Origin of the sequence: uncultured Tateyamaria sp., from assembly GCF_947503465.1 — a bacterium.
In the GTDB taxonomy this organism is placed as follows: Bacteria; Pseudomonadota; Alphaproteobacteria; order Rhodobacterales; family Rhodobacteraceae; genus Tateyamaria.
The window spans coordinates 807147-824782 of record NZ_CANNDN010000001.1 but is presented as its reverse complement, the minus strand read 5'-3'; the positions used below and the strand labels follow the sequence as shown (position 1 = coordinate 824782).

Genomic DNA, 17636 nt, shown 5'->3' with positions numbered 1-17636 from the left:
TGGCCCCCCGGCATGTCCCATGCCTGAATACGCCCCCCTGGACCTGCCCGAAACGCCCAGGCTTGCAGGCAACATCACCCATTTTGCCCGCGCCCTGCGCCGTGCGGGCCTGCCCATCGGCACGGGGCGCGTGATGGATGCCATCACCGCCGTGACCAAGGCGGGCTTCACGGAAAAACGCGACTTCTACTGGACCCTGCACGCCTGCTTTGTCTCGAAACCGGAACACCGGGCGGTCTTTGCCCAGATCTTTCGGCTCTACTGGCGCGACCCGCGATACCTTGAACACATGATGGCCGCGATGCTTCCGGCGGTGCGCGGCGTGCAGGAAGACCGCGGCGCCCAAGCCGCCGAAAAGCGCGCGGCCGAGGCGTTGCTGGACGGGGCAGGCGACGATATCGACCTGCCCGAGGGGGAGGAGGGCGGCACCGAGATCGAGATCGACGCCGCGCTCACCATGAGTGCCGAAGAACAGCTCAAGACCCTGGATTTCGAACAGATGAGCACGCATGAAATGGCGCAGGCCAAGGCGATGCTGGCCCGTATGACCTTGCCCGTGGACCCCATGCCCACCCGGCGCATGCAGGCCGCAGGCCGGGGCCGGATCGATGCGGCGCGCACCCTGCGCGCGGCCATGCGCCAGGGGGGCGACATGCGCGACCTGAAATGGAAAACGCCCAGGGTCCGCTATCCGAACCTGGTGGCGCTCTGCGACATCTCCGGCTCGATGAGCCAGTATTCCCGGGTTGTGCTGCATTTCCTCCATGCGGTTGCGAATGCCAAGGGGGCAGGTTGGGCCAGGGTGCACGCCTTCACCTTCGGCACGCGGCTTACCAACATCACCCGCCACCTGGATCACCGTGACGTGGATGCGGCGCTGAAGGCGGCCGGCGCCGAAGCGCAGGATTGGGAAGGCGGCACACGGATCGGGTCGTGTCTTGAGGCATTCAACAAGCAATGGTCGCGCCGGGTGCTGGGGCAGGGCGCGGTGGTCCTGCTGATCACGGACGGGCTGGACCGGGATGACCCCGATGCGCTGGCGCGGCAGATGGAACGGCTGCATCTGTCCGCCAACCGTCTGATCTGGATCAACCCCCTGTTGAGGTGGGAGGATTTCGCGCCCCGCGCGCGGGGTATCGCGGCCATGCTGCCGCATGTTGACAGCTTTCGTGCCGGGCATTCCATCGCCTCGATCGAGGACCTGGCACAGGTCATTTCGCGCCGCGATGACGTGGGCGACCGCGACCGCTTGATGGGCATGTTGTAAAGCGGAGCGCGCTGCGCGCGCATTCCATTATGGATTTGGCGCTGCGGACTCACCATCCCAAAAGGCTGGAGCCGTCCATGCCCGATCCGCCGCCTGACAGGGGATGGTCACCCGCTCAAGCAGAAATACGGTTTCCACTTGCAGGGACCCTCCGCATTTCAGCTGGCCCTCCGCATTTCAGCTGAATCGTGCGCCCATCCCCTGTCCGTTGCTGATCAAGCAAGGACGGCTCCAGCCCAAAGCGCGACAGGCCACTATGCCTGTCGCAGTGGCGGAAAGCGACGTTGCGTGCAAAACCTGCGGCGCCCCCCCGTTGATCTGCTGGGTGCTTGCAGGCTTCAGGCGAAGGTATCGGCGAAAGCGTTGCGATAGATGTCGCGCAGTTCGGACAGAGGAGCGGACGCATTGCCCATCCATACGGTGTCGCCCATGAACTTGCCAACCGACACGATGGGCACGCCCGCGCGGCCCGCAGCGATCATGAGCGCCTCGGCCTTGTCGAAGGAACAGGCCACCAGATAGCGGGCCTGATCCTCGCCAAAGAAGCTGCCCATCTCGTTGGCATCGATCCATACGCCCACGTCTGCCGCTTCGGCCAATTCAAAGGCCGCAAGGGCAAGCCCACCGTCGCTGAGATCCGTGCAGGCATTGATCAAGTGTCTGTTGTTACGTATGAATTCCCCGTTCCGCCGTTCGGCGTCCAGGTCCACATGCGGTGCGTCGCCATCGTTGCGCCCGAACACTTCGGCCAGCAGCGCGGATTGGCCGAGATGCCCACCGCATTCCCCGACCAGCAGCGCCACGTGACCGTCGCGCACCTCGCCGCCGATGATGTCATCTGGGTGGTCGATCAGCCCCACCGCGCCGATGGTCGGGGTGGGCAGGATGCCTGTCCCGTCCGTCTCGTTGTACAGTGATACGTTGCCCGACACGATGGGCATGTCGAGCGCCGCGCAGGCCTGACCGATGCCGTCGAGCGCGCCCACAAACTGGCCCATGATCTCGGGCTTTTCGGGGTTGCCGAAGTTCAGGTTGTCCGTTGTGGCCAAGGGCTTCGCGCCCACCGCGGTGAGATTGCGATACGCTTCCGCCACCGCCTGTTTGCCACCCTCGACCGGGTTGGCCTTGACATAGCGCGGGGTGACGTCCGAGGTGAAGGCCAGCGCCTTGTTGGTGCCGTGCACCCGGATGATGCCCGCGCCTGCGCCCGGGGTGCGGGCGCTGTCGGCCATCACCATGGTGTCGTATTGTTCATAGACCCAGTGCTTGGCCGTGTAATTGGGGCTGGCGAGCAGGGCCTTGAGCCCGTCGATGGGGTCGATCTGGGGGACGTCCCCGAGGGGACCGGCCGCGGGCGTGGGCACCCAGGGGCGGTCGTATTCGGGCGCTTCGGAGGCGAGTTTCGACAGCGGCAGGTCGGCTTTGACTTCGCCATTGTGCTCGATCACGAAGCGGTCTTCGGCAATGGTTTCGCCGACGATGGCGAAGTCGAGGTCCCATTTGTCGAACACGGCCTTCGCCTCGGCCTCAAGCTCGGGGTTCAGCACCATGAGCATGCGTTCCTGGCTCTCGCTCAGCATCATTTCGTAGGCGGTCATGTTCTCTTCGCGCACGGGTACGGCGTTCAAGTTCAGCCTGACGCCCAGGCCACCCTTGTCGCCCATTTCCACGGCGGAGCAGGTCAGGCCCGCGGCCCCCATGTCCTGGATCGAGATGACGGCACCCGTCTGCATCAACTCCAGCGTCGCTTCCATCAGGCGCTTTTCGGTGAAGGGGTCGCCGACCTGCACGGTGGGGCGTTTTTCTTCGATCGTGTCGTCGAATTCGGCGGACGCCATGGTTGCACCGCCGACACCGTCGCGGCCCGTTTTGGCGCCGAGATACACCACCGGCATGCCGAGGCCCGAAGCGGCGGAGTAGAAGATCTTGTCCGCATCCGCGAGGCCGGCGGCGAAGGCGTTCACAAGGCAGTTGCCGTTATAGGCCGGGTCAAACCGAACCTCGCCACCCGCGCAAGGTACGCCGAAGGCGTTGCCGTAGCCGCCGATGCCCTCGACCACGCCGTGCACCAGCTGGCGGGTCTTGGGGTGCGACGGTTCGCCGAAGGACAGCGCGTTCATGGAGGCGATGGGGCGGGCGCCCATGGTGAAGACGTCGCGCAGGATGCCACCCACACCTGTCGCGGCACCCTGGTAGGGTTCGATATAGCTGGGGTGGTTGTGGCTTTCCATTTTGAAGACGACCGCCTGGCCATCGCCGATGTCCACCACGCCCGCGTTCTCACCGGGGCCGCAGATCACCTGGGGGCCGGTGGTGGGCAGTTTCTTGAGGTGGATCTTGGAGGATTTGTAGGAACAATGTTCGTTCCACATGGCCGAAAAGATGCCCAGTTCCGTGAAGCTGGGCTCGCGTCCGATGATCTCGAGAATGCGGTCGTATTCGTCGGGCTTCAGCCCGTGACTTGCGATCAGATCGTCGGTGATTTTCGGCTCTTGCATGTGCGTCCCCCGCGGCTTTGGACCGCTCTTTAGAGCAGGGACGGGCGGGGGGAAAGGGTTTGTCCCCGCGGGGACAGCCTGTTCGATGGGTTTAGGGGATATCAATGCCTCTGTGGTCCTGCCGTGACATCAGTGGCTTGGGCCTGCGCACGCTCCATTTGCCGGATCTTAACCAGGAAAAGTCAAGCTGACGCACGATCCGGTGCGGTCGCGGGGTCCGGTGCGGATTTGCATGAAGAACCGGCGGGCGCGCAGGCCGCGCGGGCATAACCCCGGACCGGCGCAACGCCCCCGTTGCCGCGCCATTTCGGCGGGCCGTGACAGCCGATCTCTTTCCTTATGTAAAGTTATATCATAACATAAACGGCAGTTCGACCACGACACCACCCGGCCACACCGCGCCAGCTTACGAAAAAGGACACCGCCGATGTCAAACACCCGCCTTCCCGTCACCGTTCTGTCCGGCTTTCTGGGGGCCGGAAAGACCACGCTTCTGAACCGTGTGCTCAACAATCGCGAGGGGCGGCGGGTCGCCGTGATCGTGAACGACATGTCCGAGGTGAACATCGACGCCGACCTGGTGCGGGCCGACACGGAGCTGAGCCGCACCGACGAAACGCTGGTCGAGATGTCGAACGGCTGTATCTGCTGCACGTTGCGCGATGATCTGCTGGACGAGGTGCGCCGCCTGGCTGGCGAAGGGCGGTTCGACTACCTGCTGATCGAAAGCACCGGCATTTCCGAACCCTTGCCCGTGGCCGCCACGTTCGATTTCCGGGATGAATTCGGTGACAGCCTTGCGGATGTGGCGCGGCTGGACACGATGGTCACGGTGGTGGATGCCGCGAACCTGCTGAACGATTTTGCCAGCCATGATTTCCTGCGCGACCGGGGCGAAACACTGGGCGAGGAGGACGCGCGCACACTGGTGCATCTGCTGACCGACCAGATCGAGTTCGCCGATGTCGTGATCCTGAACAAGGTTGCGGATGCGGGACCGGAAAAGGTCGATGCCGCCCGCAAGATCATCCGCAGCCTGAACGCCGATGCCGAGATCATCGAGACGAACCATTCCGCGGTTGCGGCGGAGAAGATCCTGGACACCGGACTTTTCGATTTCGAAAAGGCGCATGAACATCCGATGTGGGCCAAGGAGCTATACGGTTTTGCCGATCATGTGCCCGAAACAGAGGAATACGGCGTTGCGTCCTTTGTCTACCGCGCGCGGTTGCCGTTTGTGCCCGAGCGCGTGCTTGAAGTTCTGAACGGCGACCTGCCCGGCGTGATCCGGGCCAAGGGGCATTTCTGGATCGCGACGCGCCCCGACTGGGTGGCCGAGTTTTCGCTGGCGGGTGCGTTGTCGAGCGTCAAGCCGCTGGGCACCTGGTGGGCATCGGTCCCGGAAGACCGGCGTCCGACCCATGAGAGCGCGCAAGCCTATTTGCAGGCGCATTGGCAGGCGCCGTGGGGCGACCGGCGGCAGGAGATCGTATTCATCGGGGTGGGCATCGATTGGCCCACACTCAAGGCGCGACTGGATGCCTGCCTGGTGCCGGCCGTGGCGGCCACGGGGCCGGATGCCTTGCCCGATTACCCCAATCCGTTCCCCGTCTGGCGGCGCGTGGAGGACGCGGCGTGAGCCTGATGCGCGCCGCCGTGACGGATGCCGCCGTGGGGGTTGCCGTGGCCGACGATCCCGGTGGACTGAACGCGTTTCTGCGACCGGGGTGCGCCGCGGCCCTGTGGCGCAGGCACACGCCGCCCGATGTGCAGGCGTGGCTGGACGATCTGGCCCCCGATGCGCTGCCGCGCGCGCGGGTGGTCCTGCGGCCTGCCGGTGTGGCGGACATGGTGCGGCGCATCTGCGACGCGGCGGCGTTGCCTGCCGGAGGCGAACGCAGTTGGCTTGAGGCGGATATCGCGGCGTTGGCGGGGACATTCGCCGATCTGATGTCGGCGCCATTCCTGCGGATGCGTCTGGATGCGATCACGACCAATGCCTGCCGCAGGTTCCACGTTGATGCCATTACGGCGCGGCTTGTCTGCACCTATCGCGGAACGGGGACGCAATACGGCATATCCACCGATGGGAACGACCCGGCGCGTGTGTTCACCGTCGCCACGGGCGCGCCCATTGTGCTGCGCGGCACGAGGTGGCCGGAACCGCCCGCATCGGGGCTGTTGCACCGGTCGCCGCCCATCGAGGGAACGGGCGAGACGCGGCTTGTTCTGGTTCTGGACCCGATGGAGGGCCCCGAGGACGACATGCACGGAATGTGAGCGGGAGGTGCCCGGCAGTACGGGCACCTGTTCTGCCGCTCAGCGGTGCAGCAGGTGGATCGTCACCGGGTTGTCGCTGCCGCCCGAGGTGTGGGATTTGACCTTGAGCCGCCGTTCGGTGGCATTGATCACCAGCCGGTTGCCCTGGAGCGACAGATTGTCGGTGAACGTGGTGATCACCACGTCGCGGCCCCCGCGCAAGTTGAAGGTGGAGCCGGACCGCGAGAGCAGGAACAGCCGTGTCCGGTCGCCCGAGATGCGCAGGCCGAATGTCTGGCCGACAAATTCGCCGTCCGAGGAATAGACGCGGATGCCGCTTTTGCCATTGATGGCCGAAACCTCGGCCGGGCTGAGGTTGGCCTGGGCCAGTGTGGCGGGCAGGCTGAGCACGAGGGCGGTGGCGATGGCTTTGACTGTGGTCGAGACGCGGGTCATGGCGGTCTCCTTTCGGGATGTGTGGGCGCGCCTTTCGGGTGCGTACCGGACACGGCACGCAGGAGCAGCGCGTTTGGGATGGGTTGGTGTCGTTAGGTGAGCAGCAGGATTGTCAGTGCGCCGTCTTCATCGGAGGCGGGCGTTTGCACCTTGATCCTGAGCCGCTGCGTGGACGCGTCCAGCACCAGATCATTGCCGCGCAGGGTCAGAAAATCGGTCTTGGTCGTGATGATCACGTCCCGTCCGCGCAGGCGGAAGATCGACCCCGAGCGGGGCAGCAGAAACAGGCGGGTGCGTTCACCGCTGACGCGCAGGCCATTGGTCAGGCCGACAAAGTCACCATCGGCGGAAAACACGCGGATGCCGCTTTGGCCGTTGATGGCCTGGATGTCGGACGGGCTGAGGTCAGCGTGCGTCACGGTGGCGGGCACGCTGAGCATTGCGGCGGTTGCAATGGACGCCAGCGCAGTTTTGAAACCTGTCATGGTCAAGTCCTTTCGTTTGCGTTGACCATGAGGTGGGGGAGGGGGCGTGCCGATGTAAGTCGGCGTCACGTCGACGTGTTGATTGCAACATTTGGCCTCGCAGGGGCGCGAGGTGGTTGGTGCATCCGCGCACGAAAAAGGGCCGCCCTGCATATGCAGGACGGCCCCTTGAATGCTCAGCCCATCAGGCTGAAACAGGCTTATTTATAGTCGATCTCGACTGCGCCTGCGGTGTTCTGACCACCCAGACCGATCGCTGCGAAGAGCTCGTCGTTGGTCGGTTCCACGGCAACGCTGCCGTCAGCGACGGTCACGTGCTTGGGGTCGATCATCAGCATCATGGTGTCACCATCATAGCGCAGGCCGGCTTCGACATCGATCTGGATGACGGCACGGTCGTCGCTGTTGATGGTGAATTCCTCGATCTGGCCCAGCAGGACGCCGTCGGATGTCACCACGTCACCACCTTGGATGGCGGATACGGTGCTCACGCGGTCTTCTTTACCGGCGAGGGTGTTGGTCGGGTCGAATGTGACGTCTGCCAGCAGCGGTGCTGCGGCCAGGGCCAGTGCGGTTGTCGCGATCAGTGTCATCTTACGTGTCATTGTCAGTCTCCTTTTCGTTTGTCTGACTTCGAAAACACAACGGCGTCCGGGCCCGAACCGTTCCAAGAAATGAAGAAAAAAAGCATTAAAAATCAACGGAACCACAGCGTCTCTTGCGCGTTGGGGCGAGTCGCCCCGACGGGGCCGTGTCCGCATCGGCCCGCAAAAAGGAAAAAGCCCCCCGGAACGATGCCGGAGGGCTTCTGCGCACTGTGGTCGTGTCGGTGTCAGATGCGGGGCAGGGTCACGATGATCTGGTCATCATAGTCCTTCAGCACCTTGGCCTTGGTTCGCACGCGCTGTGCGTTGGCGTTCAGGATGATCCGGTTGCCCTGCAACGTCAGTTCGGTGGTGTTTGTGCGGATGATGATATCCTTGCCGTTGCGGCGCAGGATGTCACTGCTGGCCGGCTTGAGGAAAAGCGAGGCCTTGTCGCCGCTGATGGAGGCGCCTTCGATCAGGCCCACAAGTGCGCCGTCCGAGGACAGCACGGGCGTGTAGCGCAGCTTTTCGACCTGTGCGGCCTCGGATACGGTCAGATCCGCCTGGGCAGCGATTGTGCTGAGACCCAGGGCAATGGTGGCGATGGTCAGTTGGACCAGTTTGGGGAGGGCGGTCATATCTGTTCCTTTCGATTGCTCTCTGACGAGATAACGCCTGGGCACCCGAAATTATTCAGGCCGGACGTTAACGATCCAGTAGCAAGATGGTGATGGGCGAGCTGTCGTCGGTAAAGGATTTGTTGGCCTTGATCCGCACCCGTTGCGCATCTGCGTCCATCACAAGGTCATTGCCCTGCCGTGTCAGATTTTCCGTGCGTGTGGTCACCACGATGTCCTTGCCGCCTGTCCGTCGAAAGATGTTGCCGCCCCGGGTCAGGACAAACAGCTTGGCCCGGTCGCCCGAGACGCTGAACCCGTCAATCGTGCCCAGAACCGCGCCGTCCGATGCAAGGACACGCCCCTTCGGACCGTTTGACAGGGCCGAGATATCGGCGGAAGACAGGTCGGCCCAGCCCGTTGCAGGCAGGGTCATGGCGGTGGCGGTCAGCAGCGCGGCTGCCCGGTGTGCAAGTGTCATGGTACGCTCCCTCGTGCAGTGATCGCTGCAAAAGGTGGCGCGGCGCCGCCCAAAGGCAAAGCCTGTCACGCCATTGTGTGGTGTCTAGTCGCCCGGTTTGCCGGGTCCTACGGCTGCTGTGTCGGCCATGTCCTGCGCGGCTTCGGACGCGGCGGCGGCGATGCTGGCCTTGTCCTCGTCCGTCAGCTTGTCGTGGTCGTCAAGGCCGGGGATCGCCACGCGCACCTCGCGTCGGGCAAAGTCGATCCCGGCCTCTTCGAACTTTTTGTTCACCCGGGTCAGCAGTTCCTTGCGGATGGTGAACTGCGTGCCCGGCTTGGCCATGAACTTGCCCCGCATCACGATGCCCACATCGTCGAATTCCAGCACGCCCTGGGATTTGAACGGTTGAAGGAAGTCTTCGTTGAAGAGCGGGTCTTCCATCATCTCGGCGCCGATGGTCTTGAAGATCTTCTTCACCTTGTTGGGGTCGGTGCCGAAGGGGACGGTAAAGCGCAGTTTCATGATCACCCAGTCGCGCGAATAATTGGTGATCTTGGGGATCTCGCCATAGGGCAGCGTGTGGACCGGGCCACGGTGGTGGCGCAGTTGCATGGAGCGGATCGAGATTTTCTCGACCGTGCCCATGGTGCCGTCCACCTCGACATATTCGCCGGTGCGGAAGGCGTCATCGATCAGGAAGAAGATGCCGGATACCACGTCTGTCACCAGTTTTTGCGCGCCAAAGCCGATGGCCAGGCCAACGATACCGGCACCGGCCAGCAGGGGCGTGGTGTCGACCCCGATATTGCTGAGACCCAGAAGCAGAAACACCACGACAATCGCGGCACGGCTGACGCCAAGGATCAGGGGCAGTACGGTCGACAGGCGCGATCCGCCTGCGCCGCCGCCGTCACCGCCGCCCATTTCCTCATTCTCGGGGTCATAGCCGGATGCCGTCATTTCGGCGGCCAGCTTGCGGTTGATGATGAGCGATACGACCTCGTACACCAGGTAGCCGATGGCGAGGATCATCAGGAATTCGATCAGATGGGCCGCGACGCGTTCGCCAACCCCTGCGCTTGCCAGTGTCGTGGGGGTCATCCCCCAGATCGCGGCCACGGTCAGCAGGACAATGCCGAAGACGACGACCCGGCCGATACGCACATAGGAGCGGCGCGTGGACACATAGGCCCGTTCGGCCACGGGCCCTTCGCCCGTCATGGGTGGGGCGAGATGCCGGACCAGTCCGCGGATGGCCGTGTCCATGGCCGGGGCAAAGGTCAACAGCGCCATGGTGGTGTATTGCGGCACGCTGTCCAGCAGGGCGAAGTTGCCGTAGCTGACCACGATGTTGACGACCCACCAGGTGGCCACTGCCACGATGATGCCAAAGGCGGGGTAGGCCCGTGCAATCCAGTCCTCGGCCGGGCTGAGGTCATCGTAGCCGCCGCGCATCATGTCGACGCTTTCGGACCAGTAGCGCCAGAACAGGAGCGCCACATAGAAATGGACGGCGAAATTGATCCAGGCCCCGATGCGGGTTTCGCCCACGGGCACACCGTTGAACGCGTTGAACGGCACGATGACCTGGCCGATGCCGATGACCATGCCCAGCCAGAACATGTGAAACACCATCGCGCGGGCAGTTGCATCCGAGGCCGTCACGATCCGGTAGTCCGGCGCATTGGGTGCCATGAAGAAGCGCCCGACGGCCGCCGTGAGCCGGGGCAGGCCGATCAGCCAGGGCCCGACCAGCATGAAGAACGGGTGAAAGTAGGGGGGCACCGCGTAGCGCGTGATCTGCGAGGCCGCGACCATAAACACGATCACGGACACGACTTCACTGGTCAGGCGTTTGCCCAAGGGCACGACGGCGGCCCGGATGCTTTGCGCTTCGTTCGTGCGGGGCGGCAGCACCAGCCAACTGCGGAACAGGCGGCGAAAGGCAAATTCGATGGCAAAGGCCGCGATCAGCACCATCACGAAATAGCCCGCGATGGCCAGAAGCCCGTTTGCGCCCACAAAGTTGCCAAAGGTGGTGAAGGCGCGGGCCTGTTCCGTGAACAGAAGCGGCAGGCGCTGGATCGCGATGGTGATCTGTTCAAAGGCACCAAAGGTGAAGTGATAGACAAAGTCCTCGATCTCGGCGGCGTCTTCGCCGCTTGGGTCGACGGCCTGTGCGTTCAACTGATCCAGCAGCAAGGCCCGCACTTCGCTGTCGCTGAGCCGGGAGATCAGCGCGTTTGCGGTATCCTCGGTCAGGGGGTCGGGCAGATCCGGCACCGCGGTTTCGCTGTCGCCTGATCCGGGGGTGACAATGGACTGCGCCTGAGCCGCGCCGAAGGACAGCTGTGCAATGACCAGGGCAGGCAAAAGGACGCGCGCCAGCACGGTGATAAACGACATTGGCATCCTGTCCCCCCCCCGGGAAATGCACTGTGTTTTTTCTTACATTGCGGAAGGGCGGGCCGTCATGCAAGCGGCACTACGTCATGGAAGGTATGTGGCTGTCCCCGAGAGCGCCAAAAAAAAAGGCCGAGCGCGAAGCTCGGCCAAGTCCAACAGGGAGGTATGAAGATGGTGCATAGGCACCGTGTCTCTTCAATAGGCGAGTTAGGGTTACGATTGCCCCTAATCAAGGCGTTTTCTGCACGTGCGAAGGCAATGCAGATATGCACCAAGCGCATACCTTAGTGATTTTCTTTTTCTCTCAGCATCTTACGATATGCGATGATCTCTTCCTGCACGAAGTCGCGGAAGGCGGCGATCCGCTTGGATTGCCGTAATTCTTCGGGATATGCCAAAAATACAGGCACATCTGCGGACTCGATTTCCGGCAGCACCCGAATGAGTCGCGGATCGTCCAGCGACACGTAGTCCGGCAGGATGCCCAGACCCAGGTCCTGTAGCACCCCCTGCAACACGCCGAAGTAGTTGTTGACCGTCAAAAGCGACCGCACCTCGTATGTCAAAAGATGTTGCACGAGGCTGCTGCCTGCCCCCACCTGGGCCGAATTGACGTTTTGGCAGATCAGGCGGTGCTGGATCAGGTCCTCCAGCGTGTCGGGCGCGCCGTTGGCGTCCAGGTAGGCCTGTGTGGCAAAGACCTGCATCTTGACCGTCATCAGCCGTTTGCGGATCAGGTCGGCCTGGCTGGGTTCCTTCATGCGGATGGCCACGTCGGCCTCGCGCATGGGCAGGTCGAGCACGCGTTCTTCGAGCATCAGGTCCACCCGCAGGTCGGGGTACTGTTCATAGAGCTTGACCAGGCGGGGGGCGAGCCAGAGCGTCCCGAAGCCGATGGTGGTGGTCACGCGCAGGTCGCCAAACACTTCTTCCTCGCTGTCGCGGATGCGGGCGCTGGCGGTATCGAGACGTTTGTTCATGGCCGTGGTGGCGTCAAACAGAAGCTCGCCCTGTTCGGTGAGGATCAGGCCGCGCGCATGGCGGTGGAACAGGGTGGCGTTCAGTGATTCTTCGAGCCCGCGGATCTGGCGCGAGACGGCGGATTGGCTGAGGTTCAGCTTGTCACCGGCATGGGTGAGGCTGCCCGCGTCGGCCACCGCGTGAAATATTCGCAACTTGTCCCAGTCCATCTGCACCACTTCCTTAACGTCGACGTCACCCTATCCGAAATCTTCGTATTTCACATGCCCACCTGCACCGGAACCTTGGGATGACAAAATTTTTTGTGGGCAGGTCAGCATTTGTGACCTATTATCGTACAAAAGATATGCAAGACTGATCACGGCAGGGAGGCCAGCGATGAGCACGCAAAAGATATCCTTGAACGACCGGTATGATCTCGAAAAGAGCCCCGTTCTTTTGAACGGCACACAGGCGTTGGTGCGCCTGATGCTGATGCAGAAGGCGCGGGATGTGGCCGCCGGGCTGAACACCGCCGGGTATGTGACCGGATATCGCGGATCGCCGCTGGGCGCGGTCGACATGCAGATGACCCGCGCGCTCAAGCAACTGTCTGCCGCTGATATCAAGTTCGAGCCCGGTCTGAACGAGGATCTGGCGGCCACCGCCCTTTGGGGATCGCAGCAGGCAGAGTTGCGCGGTGAGGGCAGGTATGACGGTGTCTTTGGCCTGTGGTACGGCAAGGGCCCCGGGGTGGACCGGTCCGGCGATGTGATGCGCCATGCCAATATGGCCGGGTCGTCCAGACATGGTGGCGTGCTGATGGCGATGGGCGACGACCACACGGGCGAATCCTCGACCGTGTTGCACCAGTCCGAATTTGCGATGGTCGATGCCTACATGCCCGTCGTGTCGCCTGCGGGTGTGCAGGAGATCATGGATTACGGTCTGTATGGCATCGCGCTGAGCCGGTTTGCCGGTGTCTGGGTGGGTCTGAAGACCATGAAGGACACGGTGGAGGCCACGAGCGTCGTGGATGGCGACCCGCATCGTTTGTCCTTTGTCACGCCGGACTATGCAATGCCCGAAGGCGGGTTGAACATTCGTCTGGTCGATGACCGGATCGAACAGGAAGCGCGGCTGATCGATCACAAGCGCTATGCGGCCGAAGCCTTTGCCAACGCCAACAAGATGGACAGGCGTGTCTGGGGCAAGCCGGGCGCCAAGATCGGATTGGTGGCTGCGGGCAAGAACTGGCTGGATGTGGTCCACGCGTTGTCCTTGCTGAACATTGATGCGGACGAAGCCGAGCGTCTGGGCATCACCACGTACAAGGTGGGCCAGACCTGGCCGCTGGACATGCGTGGTTTCAACGATTGGGCCGAGGGGCTGGACCTGATCATTGTCGTGGAAGAAAAGCGCAAGCTGATCGAGGTGCAGATCAAGGAAGCCATTTTCGACAACCGTCAGGGGCGTCGCGTCTATGGTGGCACCCGCGAGGGCAAGGAGTTCTTCAGCGCGAAGTGGGCGCTGGACCCGGTCGAGATTGCCACGAAGCTGGGCCAGGTCCTGGTGGACGAGGGGCGCAATACCGACGGCATTCAGGCAGGGCTGGCCAAGCTGGACGAGGCGCGCCGGTCCGACAATGCCGAAGAGATTGCCGCGCGGTTGCCGTATTTCTGTTCCGGCTGTCCGCACAATTCATCGACCAAGGTGCCCGAGGGGAGCCGCGCCTATGCCGGCATCGGCTGTCACTTCATGGCGCAATGGATGGATCGCGAGACGCTGGGCTTTACCCACATGGGCGCCGAGGGGGCGAACTGGATCGGTGAGGCGCCGTTTTCGACGCGCGACCACGTGTTCCAGAACCTGGGCGATGGCACGTACAACCATTCGGGCGTGCAGGCCATTCGGGCCGCTTTGGCAGCGGGCACGAACATCACCTACAAGATCCTTTACAACGACGCCGTCGCGATGACCGGCGGGCAAGGGAATGAGGGCGGCCTTGATCCGTACCGCATCGTGAATGAGGTCCGCGCCATGGGCTGCCAGACCGTGGCCGTGGTCTATGATGACAAGGAAGACGTGGACATGTCGCGCTTTCCGACCGGTGTGCCGGTGCACGAGCGGGCCGAGTTGCAGCTTGTGCAGGACAGGATGTCGAAGACGCAAGGCGTCAGTGTCATCGTCTACATCCAGACCTGCGCCGCCGAAAAACGCCGTCGGCGCAAGCGGGGCACGTTTCCCGATATCGACAAGCGGGTGTTCATCAATACGGATGTCTGCGAGGGCTGCGGCGATTGCGGGGTGCAGTCGAACTGTGTGTCCATTGTGCCGAAAGAGACCGAGCTGGGCCGCAAGCGGGCGATTGATCAATCCTCGTGCAACAAGGATTTTTCCTGTGTGAAAGGGTTCTGCCCCAGCTTCGTGACGCTGGAAGGCGCGCAGGTGAAGAAGGCGGCGACGACTGAATTGCATTTGCCCGACCTGCCGATGCCGGAATTGCCCGAGATCAAGGGGACCTGGAACGTGGTCATCACCGGGGTGGGGGGCACCGGCGTTGTCACCATCGGTGCCGTGATGGCGCAGGCCGCGCATATCGACGGCAAGGGTGCCGGGATGATGGAGATGGCGGGGCTGGCCCAGAAGGGCGGGGCGGTACACATCCATTGCCGTATCGCCAATGACCCGCACGATATCAGTGCCATTCGGGTGGCGACCGGAGAGTGCGATTCGCTGATCGGCGGCGATCTGGTGGTGAGCGCGGGGGCGAAGACACTGGGACTGACCAGTGCGGGGCGTACCGGGGCAGTGGTCAACAGCCACGAAATCATCACCGGCGATTTCACCCGCGATACCGAGTTTGCGTTGCCATCGGACCGGCTGGCCCTTGCGCTTGAGGCGCGGATGCGGGACCGGGTGGATATGTTTGATGCCTCTGATCTGGCAAAGGCCACGATGGGCGACAGCATCTTTTCCAACATGATGATCTTTGGCGCGGCGTGGCAGCGGGGGCTGGTGCCACTGAGTTACGATGCGATCATGGCGGCGATTGACCTGAACGGGGCGGCGGTGGACCGCAATACGCGCGCCTTTGATATCGGGCGCTGGGCGGTGCTGCATGCCGAGGACGCCGCGCGGGTGGCCGAGCCCAAGGTGATCCAACTGCCGAAGTCGCTGGAGGACAAGATCGCGTTTCGTGCCGATCATCTGGTCAAATACCAGTCCAAGCGGTTGGCGAAACGCTATCGCAAGCTGGTGGACGGGATTGACGACGCAGCTGTGAAAGAGGCCGTGGCGAAAGGCTATCACAAGCTGCTGGCCTACAAGGACGAATACGAAGTCGCCCGTCTGCATCTGGAGACGGAGGCCAAGGCACGGGAACAGTTTGATGGCGATTTCACCATGAAATTCCACCTGGCCCCGCCGATGCTGTCCAAGAACGGGCCCGATGGGCGGCCCGTGAAAAAGGAATACGGACCCGGGATGATGCGCAACTTCCGCCTGCTGGCCAAGCTGAAGGGGCTGCGCGGCACGCCACTGGACGTGTTCGGCCGGACCGAGGAACGGCGGATGGAACGGGCGCTGATCAAGCAATACGAGGCCGATATGAAGGATGTGCTGCCCAAACTGGAGGATGTCACGCGGGACGCAATTGTTGCGTTGGCCGCGTTGCCGCTGGACATTCGGGGGTTTGGCCCGGTCAAGCAAGCGAACGAGGCCAAGGCGGCGAAACGGCGTGAGGAGTTGCTGTCTGTGATCCGTGCGGGTGGGCCTGTGCAGGCGAAAGCGGCGGAATAAACGTCACACCTCTGTCACAAAGGCTAGGCAGACAACGCTACCACCTATAAATAAACGCCACACGCGCAACGAGCACACACGTCATGACTGTTAGCCAACGCCAGATCGCCCGCGAAATAAGCTATGCCCATTCGGCCGCCACCAAGTCGGGCCGCGCAATGATCCGGTTGATGGAAAACTCAACCGGCAGGCTGCGCCTGATCAAGCGGGCCGAGGGGTACGAGAACGAGGTCGCGGCGGGCCGGGATTTTTGGCAGGTGATGGTGGAGCGGTATGGGCTGAGCCTGGAGGTCGTTGGGGGCACTCTGGACAATATCCCGAAAGACGGGCCGCTGATCCTGATGGCGAACCACCCATACGGTATTCTGGATGGGCTTATGATGGGCCATATCCTGTCGACCGTACGCGGTGACTTTCGCATTCTGGCCCACCGGATATTTCGCAAGGCCGAGGATTTGAACCGTATCATCCTGCCCATTTCGTTCGACGAGACGAAAGAGGCGGTGAAGCTGAACATCGAGACACGCAAGGCGTCGTTGGATTACCTGGGGCAGGGCGGAGCCATCGGCATTTTTCCGGGCGGCACCGTCAGCACGGCGGCCAAGCCTCTGTCGCGGCCCATGGACCCCAATTGGCGCGGCTTCACGGCCCGCATGATCGCGAAATCGAATGCCACTGTTGTGCCTGTGTTCTTTGAGGGGCACACGAGCCGGTTGTTCCAGATCGCGTCGCACATGCACTACACGTTGCGCATGGGTCTTATGATCCGCGAGTTCCGCGAGCGAGTGGATACGCCTGTGAAGGTCGTCATCGGCAAGCCGATTGCGCGTGACGTTTTGGACCCGATGTCCAAAGACCCCAAAGCCATGATGGAATTCCTCCGAAAAAGCACCTATGAGCTGGCACCAGGCCCGGTCAAACGCTTTGATCTGGGATATGAGTTCGAGGACACGCGCTGGCCAGGAGCCTGAGCGCACGGGGCCCAGGGAGGCCCGCATGACATGGCAGTTGGCATTTTCGATTCCGGTTTGGGTGGTCTGACCGTGCTGGACGCCGCGCAAAAGCGGTTGCCGGATGTCGAGTTCGTGTATCTTGCCGACAGCGCCAATGCCCCTTACGGCGTGCGGACCGCCGATAATATCTATGACCTGACCACGGCGGCGGTGCAGCGCTTGTTCGATGCGGGCTGCGATCTGGTGATCCTTGCTTGCAATACGGCCTCTGCGGCGGCCCTGCGGCGGATGCAGGAGGCGTGGGTGCCCACCGACAAGCGGGTGCTGGGGGTGTTCGTGCCGATGATCGAGGCGCTGACCGAACGGCAATGGGGCGATAATTCGCCGCCGCGTGAAGTCGCTGTGCAGCATGTGGCCCTGTTTGCGACGCCTGCGACCGTGGCATCCCGTGCGTTTCAGCGTGAGCTGGCGTTTCGTGCCATCGGTGTCGATGTCGAGGCGCAGGCCTGTGGCGGTGTTGTCGATGCGATCGAGGACGGCGACATGATCCTGGCCGACGCGTTGGTGCGGTCCCATGTGGACGCGCTGAAGCGCAAGATGCCGCATCCGCAGGCCGCCATTCTGGGCTGTACGCACTACCCCTTGATGCAGGACGAGTTCCAGGATGCGCTGGGCCCGGACGTGGCCGTGTATTCGCAGGCCGGTTTGGTGGGCGAGAGCCTGGCCGATTACCTGGACAGGCATCCGGACAAGATGGGCAGCGGCGCGTCTGCGTATCTGACCACCGGTGACCCCAAGACCGTCAGCCAGCGCGCCACGCAGTTCTTGCGACGACAGATCACGTTTGAAGCCGCCTGATCTGACACTTTATCCAAGAAGACAAA

General features: G+C 62.8%; 14 protein-coding genes. 6 read left to right on the top strand and 8 right to left on the bottom strand.

All coding sequences use genetic code 11. From position 1 onward, the window contains the following. Positions 1-19 precede the first annotated feature (19 nt). A complete protein-coding gene (locus Q0844_RS04190; protein ID WP_299042409.1) occupies positions 20-1267 on the top strand; it encodes a VWA domain-containing protein in 1248 nt (415 codons plus the stop codon). 338 nt (positions 1268-1605) lie between these two features. On the opposite strand, the gene purL is transcribed toward Q0844_RS04190, so the two are convergent. Continuing rightward, positions 1606-3765: a phosphoribosylformylglycinamidine synthase subunit PurL gene (gene purL, locus Q0844_RS04185; protein ID WP_299042406.1), complete on the bottom strand. Its 2160-nt coding sequence runs from the start codon at positions 3763-3765 to the stop codon at positions 1606-1608. Between the two features lie 427 nt (positions 3766-4192). On the opposite strand from purL, the gene Q0844_RS04180 reads away from it, so the two are divergent. Together Q0844_RS04180 and Q0844_RS04175 are read left to right on the top strand one after the other, a co-directional pair. Further along, the gene (locus tag Q0844_RS04180) at positions 4193-5404 is read left to right on the top strand and encodes a GTP-binding protein (RefSeq protein WP_299042403.1); all 1212 of its coding nucleotides are present in this window, start codon (positions 4193-4195) and stop codon (positions 5402-5404) included. A gap of 5 nt (positions 5405-5409) precedes the next feature. Continuing rightward, a complete protein-coding gene (locus Q0844_RS04175; protein WP_299045201.1) occupies positions 5410-6045 on the top strand; it encodes a DUF1826 domain-containing protein in 636 nt (211 codons plus the stop codon). 39 nt (positions 6046-6084) lie between these two features. Here the strand turns inward: Q0844_RS04175 and Q0844_RS04170 are convergent, their stop codons facing one another. The 7 genes from Q0844_RS04170 to Q0844_RS04140 all read right to left on the bottom strand — a co-directional run bounded on the left by Q0844_RS04170 (position 6085) and on the right by Q0844_RS04140 (position 12228). Beyond that, the gene (locus tag Q0844_RS04170; protein WP_299042402.1) at positions 6085-6480 is read right to left on the bottom strand and encodes a hypothetical protein; all 396 of its coding nucleotides are present in this window, start codon (positions 6478-6480) and stop codon (positions 6085-6087) included. A 92-nt stretch (positions 6481-6572) separates the two neighbouring features. Next, entirely contained in the window at positions 6573-6965 is a 393-nt protein-coding gene (locus tag Q0844_RS04165) for a hypothetical protein (RefSeq protein WP_299042399.1), read from the bottom strand. 200 nt (positions 6966-7165) lie between these two features. Beyond that, positions 7166-7570, bottom strand: coding sequence for a hypothetical protein (locus tag Q0844_RS04160; protein WP_299042397.1), 405 nt, complete (start codon positions 7568-7570; stop codon positions 7166-7168). Between the two features lie 227 nt (positions 7571-7797). Continuing rightward, on the bottom strand, positions 7798-8190 hold the full coding sequence (locus tag Q0844_RS04155) for a hypothetical protein (protein WP_299042395.1): 393 nt from the start codon (positions 8188-8190) through the stop codon (positions 7798-7800). A gap of 67 nt (positions 8191-8257) precedes the next feature. Then, positions 8258-8650 carry a hypothetical protein gene (locus tag Q0844_RS04150; RefSeq protein WP_299042393.1) on the bottom strand — a complete coding sequence of 131 codons (393 nt, stop codon included), beginning with the start codon at positions 8648-8650 and terminating at the stop codon, positions 8258-8260. 84 nt (positions 8651-8734) lie between these two features. Continuing rightward, positions 8735-11038, bottom strand: a complete 2304-nt coding sequence (locus Q0844_RS04145; RefSeq protein WP_299042391.1) for a mechanosensitive ion channel family protein — start codon at positions 11036-11038, stop codon at positions 8735-8737. A gap of 284 nt (positions 11039-11322) precedes the next feature. Then, positions 11323-12228: a LysR family transcriptional regulator gene (locus Q0844_RS04140; protein ID WP_299042390.1), complete on the bottom strand. Its 906-nt coding sequence runs from the start codon at positions 12226-12228 to the stop codon at positions 11323-11325. 148 nt (positions 12229-12376) lie between these two features. Here Q0844_RS04140 and Q0844_RS04135 point away from each other — a divergent pair, with 148 nt between their 5' ends. The 3 genes from Q0844_RS04135 to Q0844_RS04125 all read left to right on the top strand — a co-directional run bounded on the left by Q0844_RS04135 (position 12377) and on the right by Q0844_RS04125 (position 17610). Then, positions 12377-15799 (top strand): indolepyruvate ferredoxin oxidoreductase family protein, encoded by a 3423-nt coding sequence (locus tag Q0844_RS04135; RefSeq protein WP_299045199.1) that lies wholly within the window; start codon positions 12377-12379, stop codon positions 15797-15799. 83 nt (positions 15800-15882) lie between these two features. Then, on the top strand, positions 15883-16770 hold the full coding sequence (locus Q0844_RS04130) for a lysophospholipid acyltransferase family protein (protein ID WP_299042387.1): 888 nt from the start codon (positions 15883-15885) through the stop codon (positions 16768-16770). Between the two features lie 30 nt (positions 16771-16800). Further along, complete coding sequence (locus Q0844_RS04125; protein ID WP_299042384.1) at positions 16801-17610, top strand: aspartate/glutamate racemase family protein; 810 nt, start codon at positions 16801-16803, stop codon at positions 17608-17610. Positions 17611-17636: the final 26 nt, after the last annotated feature.